The organism is Paraburkholderia sp. CI3, assembly GCF_050436505.1.
Classification (GTDB): Bacteria; Pseudomonadota; Gammaproteobacteria; order Burkholderiales; family Burkholderiaceae; genus Paraburkholderia; species Paraburkholderia tuberum.
This window is the reverse complement of sequence record NZ_JBNDMI010000003.1, coordinates 775543-793866: the sequence shown is the minus strand read 5'-3', so window position 1 is coordinate 793866 and position 18324 is coordinate 775543. Positions and strand designations below refer to the sequence as shown.

The window sequence follows — 18324 nt, the reverse complement described above, 5'->3', positions numbered from 1 at the left end:
ACCTCCATTCATCAAGACCATGAACGCCGTCAAACTCGAAGCCATTGAAAAGAGTTACCCCATGGGTGCGGTCAAAGTCACCGCGTTGCAGGACGTCAACCTTGAAATTCGAGGTGGCCGGCTCACGGTGATTTCAGGAGCGTCCGGCAGCGGCAAGTCGACGCTGTTGAATCTGATTGGCTGTGTCGACCGTCCCGGCCGCGGACGCATCTTCGTCGCAGGCGAAGAGGTTAGCCAGTTATCCGACGACGCGTTGTCGGACTTTCGCGCACGGCGCCTCGGCTTCGTCTTCCAGAATTTCAATCTTCTGCCGGTATTGACGGCCCACGAGAATGTCGAGTATCCGCTGCTGCTCGCAGGCATCCGTTTGACAAACGCGCAGCGGGCAGAGCGAGTCAGGGAGTTACTTGACGCGGTGGGCCTCGCCGACAAGGCGGGGCATCGCCCAGGCCAGCTCTCGGGTGGTCAGCGTCAACGCGTCGCGATCGCGCGCGCGCTAATTGCGTCGCCACAACTGGTGCTGGCCGACGAGCCCACCGCCAATCTCGACAGCAAGACGGGCGAGGCGATCATCGGCTTGATGCGCCGGCTGCAACGTGAGCGACAGGCTTCGTTCGTGATTTCCTCGCACGATCCCCAAGTGCTTGCCGAAGGGGACGACGTGATCAAAATCGCCGACGGACGCGTTGTCAGCGTGTCGCGCGCAAGCGCAGTGGAGGTTGTGGCATGAAAACACTGGCACTCGCAATACGCAATCTGCTTCGTAATCGGCGACGTTCGATCACGACGCTTCTGGCGATGATCGTCGGCGCACATGCGGTCCTACTGTTTGGTGGCTACACGCGCAACATCACCTATGGCTTGCAAACCGACTACGTGAAGTACGGCGGACACCTGCAGATCGAACGGGCGGGCTATTATCAGTTCGGAAGCGGCAACCCGGCCGAATATGGGATCGCCAACTATCGAGAGATCATCGACGCGCTGAAGTCCGACCCCGTGCTCGCGCCGATGGTGCTCGTGGTGACGCCGACACTGCAACTTCAGGGGATCGCCGGCAACTTCAAGCAAGGGGTATCGCGTACCGCACTGGCGCTCGGTGTGCTCGTCAACGATCAGAATCGGATGCGCGAATGGAACGACTACCATTTTCCTGTGACGGTACCGCCGCTAGCGTTGACGAGAACTGAAACGGACGCGGCGATCGTCGGCATGGGCCTCGCGCGGGTGCTGCAACTGTGTGGCCAGTTGCACGTGCGCGATTGCGCGCCGCAGACGAACCCGACGGCCAACGCGGGCCCTGGTCTGCCAGCGGACGTAGCTCAACTTGCACGCACGACGCAAGCCGCGCCGACTAGCGCCTCGCAACAGTCGACTATCGAGCTGCTGGCCGCCACCGCGCGCGGCGCTCCGAACGTTGCGGAACTGCACGTCGTTAAGGCGGAGCAGCAGGGCATCAAGGAATACGACGACATGTACGTGGGCCTCCATCTGGCTCAGGCGCAGCGCCTCGTCTATGGCGGCGATCAGCCGAAGGCGACAGCGATTGTTGTACAACTGGCGCATACCGGAGATATGCCCGCCGCCAAGGCGCGGATCGAGATTCTGCTGACGACGAAGTTCAAGCGTGAGGAGACCGAGGTGGTCGACTACACGACGCTGAATCCGTTCTATGGTCAGGCACTTGCGATGTTCGCCACGCTGTTCGGTTTCATCGCACTGCTGATCGCTGCGATCGTACTGTTCACGGTCGGCAATACGATGAGTATGGCGGTCTTCGAGCGTACCGTCGAAATCGGCACTTTGCGGGCGATGGGGCTGCGCCGCGAAGGCGTGCGCCGTCTATTCATGTGTGAAGGTCTGCTGCTGGGCGTGCTGGGCGCGTCGCTGGGCGTGCTCAGTGCCGCGGCACTCGCCGCCGTCATCAACCATAGCGGGCTCTCGTGGACACCACCGGGCCGCTCGCCGGTGCCATTGATCATCCGGGTGTGGGGTGAGAACGATCTGATTGCGGGGACGGCAATCGGCCTGCTGCTGGTTTCGATGCTCTCCGCGTTGTTCCCGGCGCGACGTGCGTCGCACATGAACATCGTCGATGCGCTTCGCTATGCGTGAGGCATAGCTCGATGCAAAGGCTGATGCCAATCCGGTTCAATCCACCTATCGTTCTTGTGCAGGGGTGAGGATCATGCAAAAGTTGCTCAAGCAGTTTCTGATTGCTTTCATCCTGTCGTGTGGCTTTGGCACCGCGTTCGGCGAACAGGCGCCGGCCAATCTGAATCTGGCGTTGACGCAGCAGACAAGCACAGGCAAGTACGTCGTCGCACTCGAGCCGCCCAAACCGGGCGTGCACATCGGCCAGATCCAGACGTGGCGAATCACGCTGCGCGACGCGTCGGGACAACTGGTGCGAGGGGCAATGATCGACGTCAGCGGTGGCATGCCGCAGCACGGACACGGGCTGCCGACGCAGCCGCAGGTCGTGCAGGAGCAGGGCGATGCCGGGCACTACCTGCTGGAAGGCATGAAGTTCAGCATGACGGGCTGGTGGACGATCAAGCTGGAGGTCAAATCGCCGATCGGTACGGATGTGGTGACATTCAATGTCGTGCTGCCGCCATCGTTGTCATGAAGGGGCGCGAAGATCGTGATAGGTCGAACCATCTGGCATCACGCAATTTCGAAGAGGTCGACATGCGAAGGATCGTAATGTTCTGGCTGCTATTGCTGATGGCTTGCGCGCCGCTTGGCGTCGTGAATCTGGCTCCTGCGGCGTTGGCCAGCACGGCGGCCGTCCAGGCCGACCGCCTGCCGCCTTATCAGCCGCGTTTTAACCGCACCCGACCGGTCGTCGTGGTGGTGGCCGAGAACTACTACACTGAACTCACGGACTATGTGATCCCGTACGGCATACTGACCGCCTCCGACGCGGCCGACGTGATTCCGCTCGCGACACGACCAGGTCCGATCCGCATGTTCCCTGCACCGATGAATGTCATACCGCAGGAAACGACTGCGCAATTTGACCAGCGCGTCCCCGAAGGAGCGGATTACGTGATCGTGCCGGCGGTGCATCGTGATGACGATCCGACGTTGGTGTCTTGGGTTGCGGAGCAAGCGAAGAAGGGCGCGACGATCGTCGGCGTGTGCGACGGCGTGTGGGTCGTGGCGAGGGCGGGTCTGCTCGATGACCGGCGCGCGACTGGGCACTGGTACTCGATGAGCGATCTGCGCAAGAAATTTACACGTACGCACTGGGTCGAAGGCAGGCGCTATGTCGCCGACGGGAATGTGGTCACCACCACCGGCGTGACTGCCACTATTCCGGCTTCGTTTGCGCTGGTGGAAGCCATCGCCGGGCACGAACGCGCGACCAAACTGGCGGAGTCGCTGGGCAGACAGTCGTGGTCGTCGGAAATTCCGAGTGAGGAGTTTCATCTCGGGTTGGCGTCGATGATGACGATCGCCGGTAACTACGTGTCGTTCTGGTCGCATGAGGATTTCGGTATCCCAATCGCGCCCGGCGTGGATGAAATCTCGCTCGTGCTGAAAGCTGACGTCTATTCCACGACCTTCCGCTCCACCGTCTATACGGTGGCAGCTAGCCGGGATCCAATCCGGACGAAACGCGGGCTCATGATCGTGCCGGACCGGGTGGCCGGCGTCAATGCGCCGAACCGCATGCTGCCCCCGCCTGATTCGACGCAGCCGCTGCGGGCGCTAGACGAGTCGCTCAAGGCGGTCGCGAACGACTTCGGCAAGCGCACGGCCGCGTGGGTCGCATTGCAGATGCAGTACCCCGGCTACTAGCCCCCGCGAGTCGCGGCCGCGCGCCAACAGCGCGGTTCCATCCAACGTGTCGTCGCCGGCCTGCCATGGGCAGGCTGGTTTCCTACCCCCTTTGAAAATCGTGATCGAAAGAGAGCCTCCCATGTCCAAACTTCTGATCGCCCGTTGGGCCACCGCCCTGACGCTGGCTGCAGCGCTCTGGTCCGCCGCGAAGGCCGCGTCCGTTCCTACCGATGCGCAGAGTATCCTGACCGCGAGCGACGCGATTCGCAATCCCGCCGAACCGTTCTCACTGACGGTGACGTTGACACAATACACCGATGGCAAGCAGACGGATTCCAACGCATTGCAAGCGTACTCGCGCATCGATCCGAGCAGCGGTCAGTTCCGCAGTCTGATCCGCTTCGAGGCGCCCGCGCGTGACGTGAACAAGCTGATGCTGAAAACCGGCAATGACCTGTGGTTTTTCGATCCGACAAGCAAGGCCAGCATCCGCATTTCTCCACAGCAGCGGCTGCTCGGACAGGCCTCCAACGGGGACGTGGTGACCGTCAACTTTGCGCAGGGCTACAAGGCGCGCATCGAAAATGAAGAAGACGTGCAGGACGGCGATCGGCAGACGCGCCGCGCGTACAAGTTGGCCCTTGCCGAGAGTGTGCCGGACATGACATATAACTCCGTCGAGATGTGGATCGATACGACGACCCAGCGGCCGATCAAGGCACGCTTTTTCAGCGATAGCGGCAAGCTGCTGAAAACCGCTTTCTATCGACACTATCAGGAGCAGCTCGGTGCGCTAAGACCGACCGAGATCGTCATCATCGACGGGCTCAATCCCAATCTCGTCACGGTCATGCGATACACGGAATTCACCTCGCGGCAGATTCCTGACAGCTGGTTTCAGCACGATTTCCTGCCGAGCTTTCAGCCCGAATGATGCGAACGTGGGCGGTCTTTCTCGCGATGTTCTTGCTGGCCGGTGCTTGCCATGCGGACGAGGCAGAGGAAGCCGGGCTCAGATTGGCCGATACTACGCCGGCCCAGCAAGTGGACAAGTCTGACTATCAGTTTAGCGTTGAACCGGCGTTTCGTGTTGCGACCATGCGGCCCGACGACGCCACGCAAACCGCCGAGCGTCTCTCGATCGATCTGGCGGTGCAGAAAGCGTTCGCGAAGGACTGGAAGTTCAACTTCGCGGACCATCTCGATCTGAACGGCCCGCAGCGTTTCAGCGGAGACCCTGGCGCGATCAACACGCTCAAGGAGCTGTATGTAAACGGACGTATCGGCGAGGATGGTCAGAGCCTTGTCGATATCGGGCGTATCAACATGCGGCTGGGCGTGGCAACCGGCTATAACCCCACCGACTATTTCCGTGACAACGCCGTGCGCTCCGTCACATCAGTCGACCCGGCGAGCCTGCGTGAGAACCGCCTGGGCACAGTGATGCTGCGGGGCCAGCGGGTCTGGACAGGCGGTTCGGTGACCGCACTGGTTGCTCCGAAGCTTGCGAGCGAGCCAAACGATGCTGCCTTCGCCGTCGACCTCGGCGCGACCAATCAGAACACGCGCTGGTTGATGGCCGTAAGCCAGCACGTGATCGCCGATCTCTCCCCGCAATTTCTGCTGTATGGCGACGGCAAACCCGGCAGCTCTCCGCAGTTCGGCGTCAACCTGACGCATCTGCTGAACAAGGCCTGCGTCGGATATGTCGAGTGGACCGGAGGCCGTAGCCCGTCGACGCTTGCGCGCGCGTTGCAGCAACCGGAAAGCGACGTCGCTTTTCGGTGGCAAATGTCGACGGGTTTGACCTGCACGACGACACACAACCTGTCGGTGACGTTCGAATACGAGTACGACGGCGCGGCGCTCGACAAGGCTGGCTGGGAGGCGCTGCAGAAAGGTCCGCCGCAACAGTACCTTGCTTACCGCAACCTCGCCAACGCTCAACAGGACCCGACGACGAGAGATAACCTGTTCCTGATGCTGCGCTGGCAAGATGCGTTCGTGCCGCGGCTGGATTTGAGCGGTTTCATTCGCATGAGTCTTGCCGATCACAGCCGTCTCACATGGCTCGAAGCACGCTATCACTTCACTCGCACCGACGTTGCCCTGCAATGGCAACTGAATAGCGGCAGCAATCTCAGCGAATTCGGCGCGCTGCCTCAGCACACGCTGTGGCAAGTGCTCGTGAAGCATTACTTCTGAGGCGGTACGTCATGCTCGACATCTGGTATTCGCTGTCGCCGTTGGCCCTTACTCCAACTCTGAGTGACGAGGAACGGCAGCGGCGCGACCAGTTCGTCGACGCGGCGGCGAGCAAGCGCTACGAAAATGCGCACGCGCTGAAACGCCTGGTGCTCGCGCAGTATCGAACCGGATGCGCGCCGCTGGATCTCAACTTCACACGCGGCAGGTACGGTAAGCCGGAAGTCGCTGAACCGTTTCCGTATCGCTTCAACATGAGTCACAGCGCAGCCTGTGTGGCGATCGCCGTCGCCGCCGAAGAGGTCGGTGTCGATATCGAATGGCACCGGCCCATCGTCGCGTCGTCGTCGCTCGCCCGCTGTGTGTTCAATCGCGAAGAGCGTGGGTGGCTCCTGGGACAATCGTGTTTCGACGACGCCTTCTTCCGTCTCTGGACCTTGAAGGAGGCGCTGCTGAAAGCGGCGGGCACGGGCTTCAGCCAACCGCCTCAGGAAGCGTGCTGGCACGGCCTGGATGGGCCGCAGGCGAGCGCGTGGTACGCGGGCCGACAATGGGTAGGGCTGTGCAGGCGGATCGGACACGCGACCCTGGCGGTCGCGGTGAGCGTCGATTGCCCAATCGGGCATGCGCGGTTATTGAGTATCGTCGGGGCGTCCGATGCGGCTGCTCATGCTGCTGGCGCTAGTGCATTGTGCTGGACCGAGACGTCATGGATGGCAAGTCAAACCCATTTTGAAAGGAGTGGAGCGCTATGAGGCAATTCGTATCGTCTGGCGAAGGACTGCCGCAATGGTCATCGCCGATCAGTCACGCCGTCGTGGTCGATAACATGTGCTACCTGAGCGGCCAACTGGCGCTCGATAGCGAGGGCCACTACGTGTCCGGCTCGCCTGCACAAGAAGCGCAGCTTGCCTTTGACAATCTCTTCCGCGCGCTGAAGGCTGCAGGATTCGAACCCTCGGATCTCGTGTTCGTCGATATCGCGTTCACCGATCTCGCGGCGGTGCCGGAAGTCAATGAAGTCTTCGCCGAGCTGTTCGAGGCAGGTCGACGCCCTGCGCGCACCATCTATCAGGTCGCAGCGTTGCCGTTCGGTGGACAGATCAAGGTGATGGGCGTCGCGATCAGGGAGAGCCGGCCCGGCCATGTGCAGTAGATGCCGCGGGCCAGTCATTGCGCCTGGCCGTTCTCGATGACGGGACCGGAGAGCGCCCGTAGCAGGCTCAGGAGTTCCTGCTGCTCGGTCTCTGAGAGGTTCAGCGTTTTCAGTTCACTTTCTCCGATGATCGCGTGCGGCGGTTTGGCATAGTGGCGCATCATGTCCTCGAGCGTCGCCATCTGGCCCGCATGCATATAGGGCGCCCGAAGCGCGACGTTGCGCAGGCTCGGCGTCTTGAAGGCGCCCAACATGTGAGGATCGTTTTTGGCGATGAAAAGCAATTCGTCGCATTGTTCGGGTTTTGCGTCGCTGAATGGTCCAAGGCAGTTGAATTCGTCCGCGAGCACCTTTTGAATCGCTGCCAGGCGACCCTGATCCGGATGATTCGGGTCGGCGGGCGGAACTCCGATGTTGTGAAACTGGTGGTCGGTAAGCAGCGGACCGTTGTGGCACGTCGCGCATTGCCCCTTGTCAAGGAACAGATGCAGCCCTGCTTTCTCGGCAGGGCTCAACGCCATGAGCAGTTTCGGATCACCTGACTTGACACCGTCGATGTATTGGTCGAAGCGCGATGGTCCGACTCGCAGTGTCGTTTCGTAAGCCGCGAGAGCTTTGCCCATGTTCGCGAAAACCAGTGATACCTGGGCACGCGCTCGACCAGGGAGTGCCTGCCAGGCGGCCTTCTCGGTCCCGGTGCCAAGCGGACTCGCGTTCTGCGGCAGCCCGCGCAGATCCGGCATCGGACCGAACAGGGTCTCGTAGCTGCTGCGGTAATGTTCCTGCAGCACATGGGCGTCGTGCAGGCGGTTGCCGCCGTGCTCCTTCTGATCCTCCAGCGGACCGAGCGCCTGCGCCCACAAACTGTCCTTGCGACCGTCCCAGAAGAACCACGGTCCTTCCGTCACGTCGACCACAGGCATGGTCCGGCGCATACCTTCGCTCAAGCCCAGTGCGCGCGGCAGGCCATCCTGGAACTGCTGGCCCGGATGATGGCAGCTGGCGCACGAAATGGCACCGTTTCTGCTGAAGCGCGCGTCGTTGAAGAGCAGTCTCCCGAGCTGCGCCGCCGCGGGCGTCGTCGCCACGCGATTCGTGGGATCCGTCTTCGCCTTTGCGTCAGGCGTCAGGCGCATCGCGTCGAGTTGCGCCTTTTCATCGGGTGTCCACTGATCCTGGCCGGTAAGACTGCCGCCGCCCTGACTGTCTTGCGGGTGAGCGAGGCACGCGAGCCATGCCGCCGCGACGGCGACCGTCAGTCGCGCGGCCAGATGAGTCAGACATCCGATGCGGTTGGGGCGCGGCGGCCCGCCGCGGTTACGCCGGAAGGCTCGCAAGCTGTTTCTCCGGGAGCAGGCGCGTTGCGTTGCGCGACATCAGCCATGCGCGCTGGTGCGACGAGACCGCCGACAATGGGCCATCCGGGGCGACGAACATGTCCATGACCTTCCGGTGTCCGCCCGAATTGCGAAACAAGGGCCAGTCGGTACCGAACAGGATCTTGTGATTGATGTTCATCCTGAACAGGTCGGCGAGTGCCGCGCGCCAGCCTTGCGGATGCTGGGAGGCAAGGAACGCGCTGATGTCGAGATACACGTTGGGCCGGTACGCACACATGCTGACGCAAGAGTCGACGTAATGGACAGCGCCGTGCGCGAGAATGAAGTTGACCTCGGGAAAATCCATCGCGGCCCGGTCGAGCATGTCCGGATGCGACCAGTTGAACTCGAGCGCCGGACTCGTTGGGCCGATGTGCAATAGCACCGGCAGCCGGCGCGCCTGACAGAACTCATAGAAGGGGTAAAGCATCCGGTCACTCGGGCTATATCCGCAAGGAGGATAGAGCTTGAGACCGGCGAAGCCGAATTCGTCGACTCCCTTCTCGAAGAGCGCAAGCCCGTCCGCACCCCAGCGCGGATCGACTCCGCCGAATACGAAGAAGCGCCCGGCATGACGCTCAAGGATGCCGTGATGCTCGGCAAACATTTCATCGATCGTCAGCTCGCTTTTCATCACGTAGGTGAAATCGGGCAGCAACAGCACGGCTTGGGCGATGCCTGCGGAGTTCATCTCCGTGACGAGCGTGTCGCCCTGATGGTCCTGGCTCAACTTCACATACATGTCGAGCAATTCGGTGAGCGATTTCTTCACGCCCGTCGTCGCAAGCCGCACCTTGACGTTGCGGCATAGTCCTTCGAAAAACGCGAGCGGAATGAATCGCGTCGATGCGATATGGCAGTGGGCGTCGATGACGTGCCCGTCGTAAGTGTTGCCGCTCATGCCGGTTGTACGCCCGACATGGAATGCTCGCCGACGCGCGCCTGAAGCATACCGAGCGCGCGTTCCTTGAGTTCGGATACATTCTGCATCATGAATTGGCCCGCATGCGTTTTGCCTTGCGCGCGAGCATAGTCGGGCAGCGTGCCGTACGTCTGGAACCCGAAGTGGTCCCATACCCGATGGGCCGGTGTATCGGCGCGCACATCGAGCGTCACCAGTTCGACGCCGTCGGCCTCGCATTGCAACGAGATCTCGACGAACGCCGCAGGCAGCACGCCGCCTCCGCGAAACGCTTTATGAATCATGCCCTTCGCAAGATCGGAGATATGTCGATTGTTCGGATTGAGATTGCGGCGCAGCGTGCAAAGACCGATCAGTGCGTCGTTATCCACGAAGATCGTCAGCAACCGACACTTCTGCGCGGCTAGGTTGGCCCGCAACTCGCTAAGATAGTTTTCAGCCTCCGCGTCGCTGATCTCTTCGGCAAAACCGATGATCGGCGCTGACTGGCTCGTATGGCGCATCAGTTCGACGATCTGCTGCGCCAGCGTCACATCGACCTCCGACGGCCAACGGTAAATCACACGCGTGACTTGAGCTTTCTCGAAGGCGATCGCGTAATGGGCGCCATCTGCTGCTAAGGTTCTGAGGGAGTCGTTCATGGCTGTAATCACATTCCTAGATGGATTCGAGCGCGACAGCGCGAGCTTCGGTGGTGGCGGCGGTTTCAAGGTCGTGTAGCACGTCCTCAAGTCCGTGTGCATTCAGCCACTCATCGTCATAGAGGGTGTCGAGATATTTGAGCCCGCTATCCGGCAGCACGAGCACGACGTTCGCAGGGCCGTCCAACTGCTCAACATATTTGCGCGCCGCGTGGACAATCGATCCGGACGATCCGCCGAGCAGCAGACCTTCGTGCAGCGCAAGCCGACGGCAATCGACGAATGCGTCCCGGTCCGATACCTTGACCGTCTCGTCCACCCATTGCATCTGGATGTTGCCCGGTTTGAAGCTAAGCCCCGAGCCGTTCTGCAGATGCGGCGCAAACGTGCCGCCGAATACCACCGAGCCCTTCGGTTCGACGCCGAGCACATGCGTGCGGGAATTACGTTCCTTCAGGTATCGGGCAATCCCGCTCAGATGGCTGCCGGTGCTCGCGGAGACGACGACGGCGTCCACTTTGCCCGAAAGCTGATTGACGATCTCCGGGCCCGTCGAGTAGTAGTGCGCGTCGATTGCCGCGGGGTTGTTGTATTGATCGAGGTTGATGCAGTTGGGCACACTGGCCGCGATCGACTTCGCGACGGCGACACGCTTTTTCTGGAAGCTGCCCGTTTCGTCAGGCTGAGTCACCATTTCGACCCGACCGCCGAACGCGCGCACGACATTACCGTTAGCCCTCGGCGTCTTCGGATCGAGCACACAAATGAAGTGATACCCATGAATGGCGCACAGCATCGCGAGCGCGTGACCCATGTTGCCCGAAGTGGACTCGACGATCGACCAGCCCGGTTTCAGGCCGTGATCGCGCTCGGCTTGACGCAACAATTGCAGCGCGCTTCGGTCCTTCACGCTGTAGCCCGGATTGTGGCATTCGAGCTTGCCATAGACGTGGATGTTTCGTTGCTCGTCAGAGAGACTCTTCAGGTGAAGCAAAGGCGTATTGCCGATCAACTCGACCAGGCTGTTTGCGTACATACGATATCCTCCGACCGGCGGTTTGACCTTAGCCAATGCCAGAGACGGCAAAGGCCTGCTTGACATAGTCACTCTATTGAGATGTCGAACCTGCGTGTAGCTGTCCGTTAGGACAGTGTGAAGAATGTCCAGCCACGTTAGATCTCGCCGAGCACGACCGACCCGTCCTGCTCTAACTGCTCCAATTGCTCCGCTGGAACGGGAGACAGGCGCGGGTGGGGCGACACCGTCGATGCGCCGTCAACGGCGAACGCCTTCATCAGCCGCGCAAGCAGCTCGGCATTCTGATGGATCAGATGGTGGCTCGCATGACGCAGTTCGAAGTGCAGTGGCCGGCACAGGTCCAAGCAAATCGCGCGAGCCCGTGTCGAGCAGGTCATCGTGTCGTTCTGCCCAGTTACCAGCATGACGGGCAGATCGCGCAGCTCACCTTTGCGAAGCCCTTCGATTCGATGTGCGCGAAAGTTCAGCAATTGCCGGCTGTACTCGACCATGTTCGAAGCAGAAAGAAATGGCGCGTGCAGCCAATGACGGGTTGCATGATCGGCGAGCTCGAAAACGGACGCATTCGTATCGCCGCTCTGGTTGCTCGTGCGTTTTTCCTGCTTGTCGAGTAGCGTGATCATCGACTTTGCCATGCTCTGTGCCGCCTGAGGCATCCGGTCGACTAGCTTGCACATCGTGTGAAGATTGGTCTCGTATATCGAGTCCGACCCGGCATAGCCTTCAGCACCTGCAAACGACGGAGCGAACAGACTCAGCGACGCAATCGAGTCTGGCAGCGTGCGAGCCAGCTCGATCGCGTACTTCGCGCCCCCACACCAGCTCGCCACGTGACAGGTCGTGTAGCCTTCTTCAGCGAGCATGTCGGCGACAGCGTGGATGAAGCGTGGTAACGCATCGGGAGCCGCGTAGTAGGTCCGTGTCAGAGATGATTCTTCGCGTCCCGGCTCGTCATCTATGGCAAACACGTTGAAGCGATCGATCAACGCGTCGGCGAAGTCATGCCAGACGTCGTGAGACAGGCCGAACGCGTTGACCAGCAAAAGCGCCGGCCCATCGTTGCCGGCGCGCAGATAGGTATCGCCTGCGCGGGTGGATCTGCGCTGAAAGCTGGCGAGGCTGCTAAAGCGTGGCGCGGTTCTCTGGCGGTGCGAGGCAAGGCGCGCCGTCACGCGTTCCGTCACGAGACTGCACCAGTCCAGTGTGCTCGACGAAAGACGATGCACGTCAATTGCCCTGTCATCCTCTCGTGCCAGTTGCGCATCGTCGGAAAGGCCGAGCCATGCACCGACATGACGCAGGGATTGCTCGATGAGCGTCTGGACTGCGTTGGTTCGAGACACACTGTCGGCCTCGCGCGCAGGAATGCCAGCGGCGCGCGCGACCGTCTCCGCGAATTCGCGCCAGGTGAACGGCGATTCCCCGCGAAGCACGTGAATGCCGGCGGCACGCGTCGATGCATCATCGGACGCGAGCCATGCAGCGACGGATTCGGCCGTCACGAGTTCCACTCTGCCGATGTCATTGGCCGGCAGAACGAGCGGCTCGTGCTCAAAGTAATCGTCCACACGGCGGCGGACTTCAAAGATCGAGTCGGCGACGCCGTCGCTCAGTGCTTCGAGCGGCGTGCGGGAGCGGCCGCCGACGGTATCTTCGGCTTCGCAATCGGCTACGGCATTCGCCAGTACAATTACAGGTACGTTGGAAATGGCGCCAGGCTCCAGACCGAACGCTACGGTGAGCGTTTGCAAAAAGCTATCGAGCTCCGCCGGATCGGAGAGCCGGGGATCATCGATGACGAGCCGCAGACGTCCTGCGTGGCCTTGCACGAGCATCGCGGCGAGCTCCGAGAAGCGCGCCGTCGAGGGCGATATCGCGCCCCCGGTCCCGGCGGCCCCATGCAATGCGCTGACGTCACGCCTCGTCAGGAAAACAATCCGCTCGCTTTCCTCCGCCGCGCTCGCACTGCTCATCAGGCGTTCGCAATGACGTGCGAAATGGTGCTCGAGCGAACGCCCGCGATTATCTGCCGTGTCGGTCGCCATGTGCCCCTCAGACTTTGACTGCAAGAAGCGTCTCGACAAGATCGACCGCGTCGCCGACCGTCGCCAGATCTGCCACTTCCTCTGTGTGTTCGGCGAAGCTAATTCCGAAGCGTTCTTCCGTCAACGCCATCAGCGACAACAATGAAATGGAATCGAGCATCAGATCTCCGGTCAGCGTCGTGTCGCGTGTCAGCGACGCCTCCGCTATCTCAATCGCGGCGATCTGCGGGATCAACCCGGCAAGCGCATCGAACACATTGACGTGATCTTCCATGTGCTACTCCAGTTGTAACAGGCTTTCTGCTTTATAGCCTCTGGAACCGACGATGAAAACCTGATCTGCCGTACAGGTAGTCGGGAGACCGTCCGAACGGACAGGTTTCGGCGTCGACGGTTGGCATTTACAGTCTTGATAACCAACCGATGGGGAACGATCATGACACTAGCTGCTGAAGCCGTTGCGATGAACCAGGATACGTTTGCTGGTGCGCTGCGTGCGACGCTCGAAGAGCAACTCACGCTCGACCATCCGATTTTCAAGGAGCTATTTACACCGCAACGAAACTGGAAGCTGTTGAAGATCATCACGCTCGAGGGCTACCAGATCACGAAATATTTCCTCGAATACATCGAGAACCTGTATTTCCGCTGTCCGTTTCCGAACCACAAACGGCGCTTGCTGTACAACCTGTTCGAAGAAGAGACGGGGCGCTTCTCCAAGACGAAAAATCACGTCGAACTGATGGAGGATTTCATCCGCGCGCAAGGCATCAGCGATGAAGAGCGCGATGCATGGACGCCGTCAGCGGCTACTCGCGAACTGATCGAATATCGGCTGCAGAACTGCAAGGGTGAAGATACGTACCACATTGGCGCGGCGGCAGTGATGATCGCCAGCGAGGGCCAGAGCCTCGAAACCCGTGCAGGCGACGCCCGCCATACGATTCTCGCGAAATGCTACGGCTTGACGGAGCAGGACACGCGCTTTTTCTCGGTTCACCAGAAAGAAGACATCGGGCATGTCGCCGAGGGCATCCATCTTGTGTCGGTGCTGTGCACGACGCCGAAGATGCAGGAAGAAGCGCTCGTCGCGGTCCGTCACACGTGCCGTCTGTTCTGGAACATGTATGAGAGCGCCGCCCAGAAATACTACGCGAGCGACGCCGACGCCAAACCTGAGGACTTTCAGGTCGACGCTTGATATTCGTGAGGAGCGTATGCCATGAGGCTTGATGAAATCATCGGTCGTCTTCGCGACAAGCCGAACACCTTGACCTTCGTCGACGACAAAGGTGACCAGACGGTCAAGACATTTCACGAGTTGTTCATCGACGTAATCGCCACCATCGAACGTGGGAAGGGGCTTGGACTCATCCCGGGGTGCCGCGTCGGCATCGCGGCGCCGAGCGCTTATCTGTGGATGGTCTGGGATCTCGCGTGTATCGCGTTGGAGTGCGTGTCGGTAGCGCTGCCGAACGACGGACTCCATAACCCATGCGCGGCGTCGATCGATCAGTATCAGCTCACTGTCATGGTCGTCGAGCCTGGCTGGCTGTCTCCGGATGCGCCGCCGCATGAGCGCGTGGTCGGCATCAATGTGGCACCCGATACTCAGGCTGGCGATTCGCAGCAAGTGTTGCCTGTCGTCGTTCAGCATGCGCCGGATACGCATTCGATGGTTTTCAGCTCGGGCACGACGGGGAAGAACAAAGGGCTGATCGTCAGCCGGCTCGGCACTGAGAACCTGCTCAACCTCTATTTCGATGCGTTCGGCTTCGAGCCTGGCGATCGCTTCCTCACGTTCCTGCCGTTTGCGAACTATCAGCAGCGGATGATCTATTACTACTGCCTCTACCACGGCGTCGACTTCGTTGCCGTACCATTCCAGTTGCTGTTCGCCGGTCTGAAACTGCAGCGGCCCACCTTCGTGATCGCGCCGCCGGTCCTGTACGAGACACTGCAGAATCTCGCGCGTGCCAGCGTCGGCATGCAGAAAGGCGATGATGCCGCGGGCCATCGCGGGGCGCTTTCGCAGCGTCTCAAGGAACTGACGGGCGGCAACATGCGTTACATGATCACCGGCATGGCGCCCATCAAGCGCGCGGCGCTGGACTTCTTTTGGGAGTGCGGGATCCCGCTGTTTGAGGCGTTCGGCATTACCGAGGCAGGCATGGTTGCCTGGAACAAGCCTGGCAGCGTGCGGGTTGGGACCGTGGGCAAGCCGGCCGAAGCAGGCAGTGTTTCGTTGTCCGGAGAGGGGGAAGTGATCGTCACGCGAAAGGCGTTGTTGTCGTTGGGCTATTTCGAGTCGTCGGAAGAGGACGCACGCTCCACTTTCATCGGGCCGAATGCGGTGGCCACGGGTGATATCGGCGAGTTCGACGACGACGGTTTCCTGCGTGTGATCGGCCGCAAGAAGGACGCGATCGTCACCAGTAATGGCGAGAAGTTTCATCCAGAGCCGATCGAGACGATGCTCCATCAAGATCCGCGCGTCGAGGTCGCGGTCGTCATGGCGGGCCGGCGCGCCGGCTTGTGCGTCGTCATCTCAACCCGGCGACATGACGATCCAGAGGTGACGCAGGCATTGCGCGTGCATGTCGCAACGGTCAATGAGAAGTTGCCGGCGCAACGGCAACTGACGCACATCGTGTTCACGGGCAGCGAGTTCAGTGTCGAGGATGGTTTGCGGACCAGCAATCTGAAGCTCAACCGGAGGGCTATCGCCAAGGCCTTTCTGCCGCCGGGATGAAAACCCGGCAGGAATAAGCCGCACCGTCGACGCAGCGCGGTGAACGTGTCGCGTCGCGTGCCGCGAAACCTGCCCGCCATCATTAGAGAGACCGCCCATGACCTCAAATCCGTTTCCGACCACACACAGACCTGCGTCCATCATCGAGACACTCACCGCATGGAGCGAGCGTGAACCGGATCGCATTGCATTGACGATCCTGCGCGACGGAGAGGCAATCGAAAGCGAAAGCACGTTCAGCGAACTGCATGCCGGTATGTTACGCGTGGCATCCGGTTTGCGCAGTCGCCTTGCCACCGGCGCACGTGTTCTCCTCCTGTTGCCCACCGGTATCGAGTTTGTATGCACTTTCTATGGTTGTCTCGCGGCGGGGATGGTGGCGGTGCCGGCATACCAGCCACAGCAACCCCGCAAAATCGCGCAGTGGGAGAAATTGCAAGCCATCGCAGAAAACTGTGGCGCGGCGCTGATTGTGGCGCCACAGAGTTCGATTGAAACGCTGTTGACGCTGCGCGAGAAGGAGGGCCTGTTCGGCCATTGTGCGTTCGATACCTACGAGGGGCTGTGGACGGCCGGTGCATCTGCGACACATCTCCCACCAAGACCGCCGTCGCACAACGATCTCGCGTTCCTGCAATACACGTCCGGTTCGACGGGCACGCCAAAGGGCGTCATGATCACCCATGCGAACATCGTCGACAACCAGTGCGTGATTGCAGGCCTCATGGGTCACACCAGCCGGTCGCGCGTTCTGTCATGGCTACCGCTCTATCACGACATGGGCCTTTCGATGGTGTTGCACCTCGCATCGATCGGCACCAGTGTGGTCCTGATGTCGCCGGTTGCGTTCATCCAGCAGCCGGCGCGCTGGATGCGCGCGATTGCCGCTCATCGCGTGAACACGTCGGGTGGTCCGAATTTCGCCTATCAGCTTGCTGCTGCCTCGGCATTGCAGCAGGAAGACGACCAGTCGCCACTCGATCTTTCCACGTGGAAGGTCGCCTTCTGCGGCGCGGAACCGATCAACCGCGATACGGTCACGGCATTCCTCGAAGCGGCGACGCCGCATCGCTTCGCATCAAAGGCATTTTATCCGTGCTACGGCATGGCCGAAGCCACACTGCTCATCACTGGCGCGAGGTGCGACGAGGGCGTTCGGTATCTCGAAGTCGACAACATGCAGCTGTCGGCGGGCGTCATTCAACGTGCGCAGCCGGGCAACGCGGACATCAAGAGTCTGGTGTCCTGCGGAACGACGGGACCTGGCACAGAGATACGCATTGTGAATGCCGAAGGCAACGCGGTGTCAGATCAATATCAGGTCGGCGAGGTCTGGGCACGCGGCCGCGGCATCGGCATCGGCTATTACGGCAATCCGGAGGAGACCAAAGACACCTTTGGCGCGAGGCTCGCGGGAGATACGGCCGAGGGCCTGCCGTTCATGCGCACGGGTGACCTGGGCGCTATCGTCGACGGCGAACTTTTTGTCACCGGCCGCGTAAAGGACATGCTGATCGTCCGGGGCCGCAACCTCTATCCGCAAGATGTAGAAGACTGCGTGCAAGACGCCGTGCCGGCGTTGCGTCGCGGGTGCGGTGCCGCCGTGTCGGTAACGGTGGATGGGGAGGACAAGCTGGTCATCGTGCAGGAGGTCGGACGCACGCAGCGCCGTACCATGGACGTGCCGACGACATTGCGAAGCATGATCGTGGCGGTGGGTGAGGACTTCGGCATTACCCCGCACGCCGTGGTGCTGGTTGAACCCGCCACCATCGAGAAGACATCGAGCGGCAAGATCGCGCGAGCACTATGCCGCCGGGCGTACCTGCAAGGCGAGTTGCGCGCGGTCGCGAGCTGGAGGGAAGGCGAGTATGAGATCGGCGAACAGCAAGTCCCGAGTCTGTCGCAGACCGGCCACGACGAGGTCACATCGGCCGCGCAGGTTCTGCGGCGGGACCTGGCGACGCGCATTGCGCGCATTGTCGCCGAGCACCTGAAGATCGGTGAACAGCAGGTGTCGCGCACGACACCATGGGTCGAAATGGGATTCGATTCGATGAGCGCGGTGCAATTCGCAATGAAGGTGCAGCACCTGACGGGTCTTACTTTCGACGCTGCGGTGCTATGGGATTGCTCAAACATCGAACTACTGGCGGCGCACCTCGCCTCCATGCAGGACGCCGGCAGCCTGATCGCGGCGCGCAACGCGGTAGCGGCGGCGAAGCCCGGGCGGAACGACGTCACACCAGCGAGCTCCACGGCCGCCAACGAGGATGCCGCGCCGCGAACGGCTGAACAGTTGATGGAACTGTCGGACGCCGAGGCCGAGGCGTTGCTGATGAAGGAACTGCAACGCTAAACGCGGCGCAAGTCGAAAAGCGATTCTTGAGAGT

General features: G+C 61.0%; 17 protein-coding genes. 11 read left to right on the top strand and 6 right to left on the bottom strand.

All coding sequences use genetic code 11. The features are described from left to right. Nucleotides 1-19: 19 nt before the first annotated feature. From OKW29_RS12350 to OKW29_RS12315, 8 genes are all read left to right on the top strand, one after another. The gene (locus OKW29_RS12350) at nucleotides 20-730 is read left to right on the top strand and encodes an ABC transporter ATP-binding protein (RefSeq protein ID WP_429292497.1); all 711 of its coding nucleotides are present in this window, start codon (nucleotides 20-22) and stop codon (nucleotides 728-730) included. Continuing rightward, nucleotides 727-2115, top strand: coding sequence for an ABC transporter permease (locus tag OKW29_RS12345; protein WP_429291243.1), 1389 nt, complete (start codon nucleotides 727-729; stop codon nucleotides 2113-2115). The genes OKW29_RS12350 and OKW29_RS12345 overlap by 4 nt, the downstream gene beginning before the upstream one ends. Nucleotides 2116-2188: 73 nt before the next feature. Beyond that, nucleotides 2189-2632, top strand: a complete 444-nt coding sequence (locus OKW29_RS12340; protein WP_429291242.1) for a FixH family protein — start codon at nucleotides 2189-2191, stop codon at nucleotides 2630-2632. 62 nt (nucleotides 2633-2694) lie between these two features. Next, entirely contained in the window at nucleotides 2695-3810 is a 1116-nt protein-coding gene (locus OKW29_RS12335; protein ID WP_429292496.1) for a DJ-1/PfpI family protein, read from the top strand. 121 nt (nucleotides 3811-3931) lie between these two features. Then, nucleotides 3932-4726, top strand: coding sequence for an outer membrane lipoprotein-sorting protein (locus OKW29_RS12330; RefSeq protein ID WP_429292495.1), 795 nt, complete (start codon nucleotides 3932-3934; stop codon nucleotides 4724-4726). Beyond that, on the top strand, nucleotides 4723-5997 hold the full coding sequence (locus OKW29_RS12325) for a hypothetical protein (RefSeq protein WP_429291241.1): 1275 nt from the start codon (nucleotides 4723-4725) through the stop codon (nucleotides 5995-5997). The genes OKW29_RS12330 and OKW29_RS12325 overlap by 4 nt, the downstream gene beginning before the upstream one ends. 11 nt (nucleotides 5998-6008) lie before the next feature. Further along, the gene (locus tag OKW29_RS12320; protein WP_429291240.1) at nucleotides 6009-6752 is read left to right on the top strand and encodes a 4'-phosphopantetheinyl transferase family protein; all 744 of its coding nucleotides are present in this window, start codon (nucleotides 6009-6011) and stop codon (nucleotides 6750-6752) included. Further along, nucleotides 6749-7153: a RidA family protein gene (locus tag OKW29_RS12315; protein WP_429291239.1), complete on the top strand. Its 405-nt coding sequence runs from the start codon at nucleotides 6749-6751 to the stop codon at nucleotides 7151-7153. Before OKW29_RS12320 ends, OKW29_RS12315 begins: the two co-directional genes overlap by 4 nt. Nucleotides 7154-7167: 14 nt before the next feature. On the opposite strand, the gene OKW29_RS12310 is transcribed toward OKW29_RS12315, so the two are convergent. The 6 genes from OKW29_RS12310 to OKW29_RS12285 all read right to left on the bottom strand — a co-directional run bounded on the left by OKW29_RS12310 (nucleotide 7168) and on the right by OKW29_RS12285 (nucleotide 13453). After that, nucleotides 7168-8241 carry a cytochrome-c peroxidase gene (locus OKW29_RS12310; protein WP_429291238.1) on the bottom strand — a complete coding sequence of 358 codons (1074 nt, stop codon included), beginning with the start codon at nucleotides 8239-8241 and terminating at the stop codon, nucleotides 7168-7170. 229 nt (nucleotides 8242-8470) lie between these two features. Then, entirely contained in the window at nucleotides 8471-9433 is a 963-nt protein-coding gene (locus OKW29_RS12305) for an amidohydrolase family protein (RefSeq protein WP_429291237.1), read from the bottom strand. Then, the gene (locus tag OKW29_RS12300) at nucleotides 9430-10095 is read right to left on the bottom strand and encodes a GNAT family N-acetyltransferase (RefSeq protein WP_429291236.1); all 666 of its coding nucleotides are present in this window, start codon (nucleotides 10093-10095) and stop codon (nucleotides 9430-9432) included. Before OKW29_RS12300 ends, OKW29_RS12305 begins: the two co-directional genes overlap by 4 nt. A 16-nt stretch (nucleotides 10096-10111) precedes the next feature. Continuing rightward, a complete protein-coding gene (locus OKW29_RS12295; RefSeq protein WP_429291235.1) occupies nucleotides 10112-11131 on the bottom strand; it encodes a PLP-dependent cysteine synthase family protein in 1020 nt (339 codons plus the stop codon). Nucleotides 11132-11268: 137 nt separating this feature from the next. Beyond that, nucleotides 11269-13179, bottom strand: coding sequence for an alpha/beta fold hydrolase (locus OKW29_RS12290; RefSeq protein ID WP_429291234.1), 1911 nt, complete (start codon nucleotides 13177-13179; stop codon nucleotides 11269-11271). 7 nt (nucleotides 13180-13186) lie between these two features. Continuing rightward, nucleotides 13187-13453 (bottom strand): acyl carrier protein, encoded by a 267-nt coding sequence (locus OKW29_RS12285; RefSeq protein ID WP_429291233.1) that lies wholly within the window; start codon nucleotides 13451-13453, stop codon nucleotides 13187-13189. 162 nt (nucleotides 13454-13615) lie between these two features. Here OKW29_RS12285 and OKW29_RS12280 point away from each other — a divergent pair, with 162 nt between their 5' ends. From OKW29_RS12280 to OKW29_RS12270, 3 genes are all read left to right on the top strand, one after another. Next, nucleotides 13616-14380, top strand: coding sequence for a TenA family transcriptional regulator (locus tag OKW29_RS12280; protein WP_429291232.1), 765 nt, complete (start codon nucleotides 13616-13618; stop codon nucleotides 14378-14380). A 21-nt stretch (nucleotides 14381-14401) separates the two neighbouring features. Then, nucleotides 14402-15931 (top strand): AMP-binding protein, encoded by a 1530-nt coding sequence (locus OKW29_RS12275; protein ID WP_429291231.1) that lies wholly within the window; start codon nucleotides 14402-14404, stop codon nucleotides 15929-15931. Nucleotides 15932-16028: 97 nt separating this feature from the next. After that, the gene (locus tag OKW29_RS12270; RefSeq protein ID WP_429291230.1) at nucleotides 16029-18290 is read left to right on the top strand and encodes an AMP-binding protein; all 2262 of its coding nucleotides are present in this window, start codon (nucleotides 16029-16031) and stop codon (nucleotides 18288-18290) included. The last annotated feature ends 34 nt before the right edge of the window (nucleotides 18291-18324 follow it).

Excerpts from the sequence above, each read along its gene's own strand:
- OKW29_RS12350 (WP_429292497.1), top strand. The coding sequence starts at position 20 with ATGAACGCCGTCAAACTCGAAGCCATTGAAAAGAGTTACCCCATGGGT.
- OKW29_RS12345 (WP_429291243.1), top strand. The coding sequence starts at position 727 with ATGAAAACACTGGCACTCGCAATACGCAATCTGCTTCGTAATCGGCGA.
- OKW29_RS12340 (WP_429291242.1), top strand. The coding sequence starts at position 2,189 with ATGCAAAAGTTGCTCAAGCAGTTTCTGATTGCTTTCATCCTGTCGTGT.
- OKW29_RS12335 (WP_429292496.1), top strand. The coding sequence starts at position 2,695 with ATGCGAAGGATCGTAATGTTCTGGCTGCTATTGCTGATGGCTTGCGCG.
- OKW29_RS12330 (WP_429292495.1), top strand. The coding sequence starts at position 3,932 with ATGTCCAAACTTCTGATCGCCCGTTGGGCCACCGCCCTGACGCTGGCT.
- OKW29_RS12325 (WP_429291241.1), top strand. The coding sequence starts at position 4,723 with ATGATGCGAACGTGGGCGGTCTTTCTCGCGATGTTCTTGCTGGCCGGT.
- OKW29_RS12320 (WP_429291240.1), top strand. The coding sequence starts at position 6,009 with ATGCTCGACATCTGGTATTCGCTGTCGCCGTTGGCCCTTACTCCAACT.
- OKW29_RS12315 (WP_429291239.1), top strand. The coding sequence starts at position 6,749 with ATGAGGCAATTCGTATCGTCTGGCGAAGGACTGCCGCAATGGTCATCG.
- OKW29_RS12305 (WP_429291237.1), bottom strand. The coding sequence starts at position 9,433 with ATGAGCGGCAACACTTACGACGGGCACGTCATCGACGCCCACTGCCAT.
- OKW29_RS12300 (WP_429291236.1), bottom strand. The coding sequence starts at position 10,095 with ATGAACGACTCCCTCAGAACCTTAGCAGCAGATGGCGCCCATTACGCG.
- OKW29_RS12295 (WP_429291235.1), bottom strand. The coding sequence starts at position 11,131 with ATGTACGCAAACAGCCTGGTCGAGTTGATCGGCAATACGCCTTTGCTT.
- OKW29_RS12290 (WP_429291234.1), bottom strand. The coding sequence starts at position 13,179 with ATGGCGACCGACACGGCAGATAATCGCGGGCGTTCGCTCGAGCACCAT.
- OKW29_RS12285 (WP_429291233.1), bottom strand. The coding sequence starts at position 13,453 with ATGGAAGATCACGTCAATGTGTTCGATGCGCTTGCCGGGTTGATCCCG.
- OKW29_RS12280 (WP_429291232.1), top strand. The coding sequence starts at position 13,616 with ATGACACTAGCTGCTGAAGCCGTTGCGATGAACCAGGATACGTTTGCT.
- OKW29_RS12275 (WP_429291231.1), top strand. The coding sequence starts at position 14,402 with ATGAGGCTTGATGAAATCATCGGTCGTCTTCGCGACAAGCCGAACACC.
- OKW29_RS12270 (WP_429291230.1), top strand. The coding sequence starts at position 16,029 with ATGACCTCAAATCCGTTTCCGACCACACACAGACCTGCGTCCATCATC.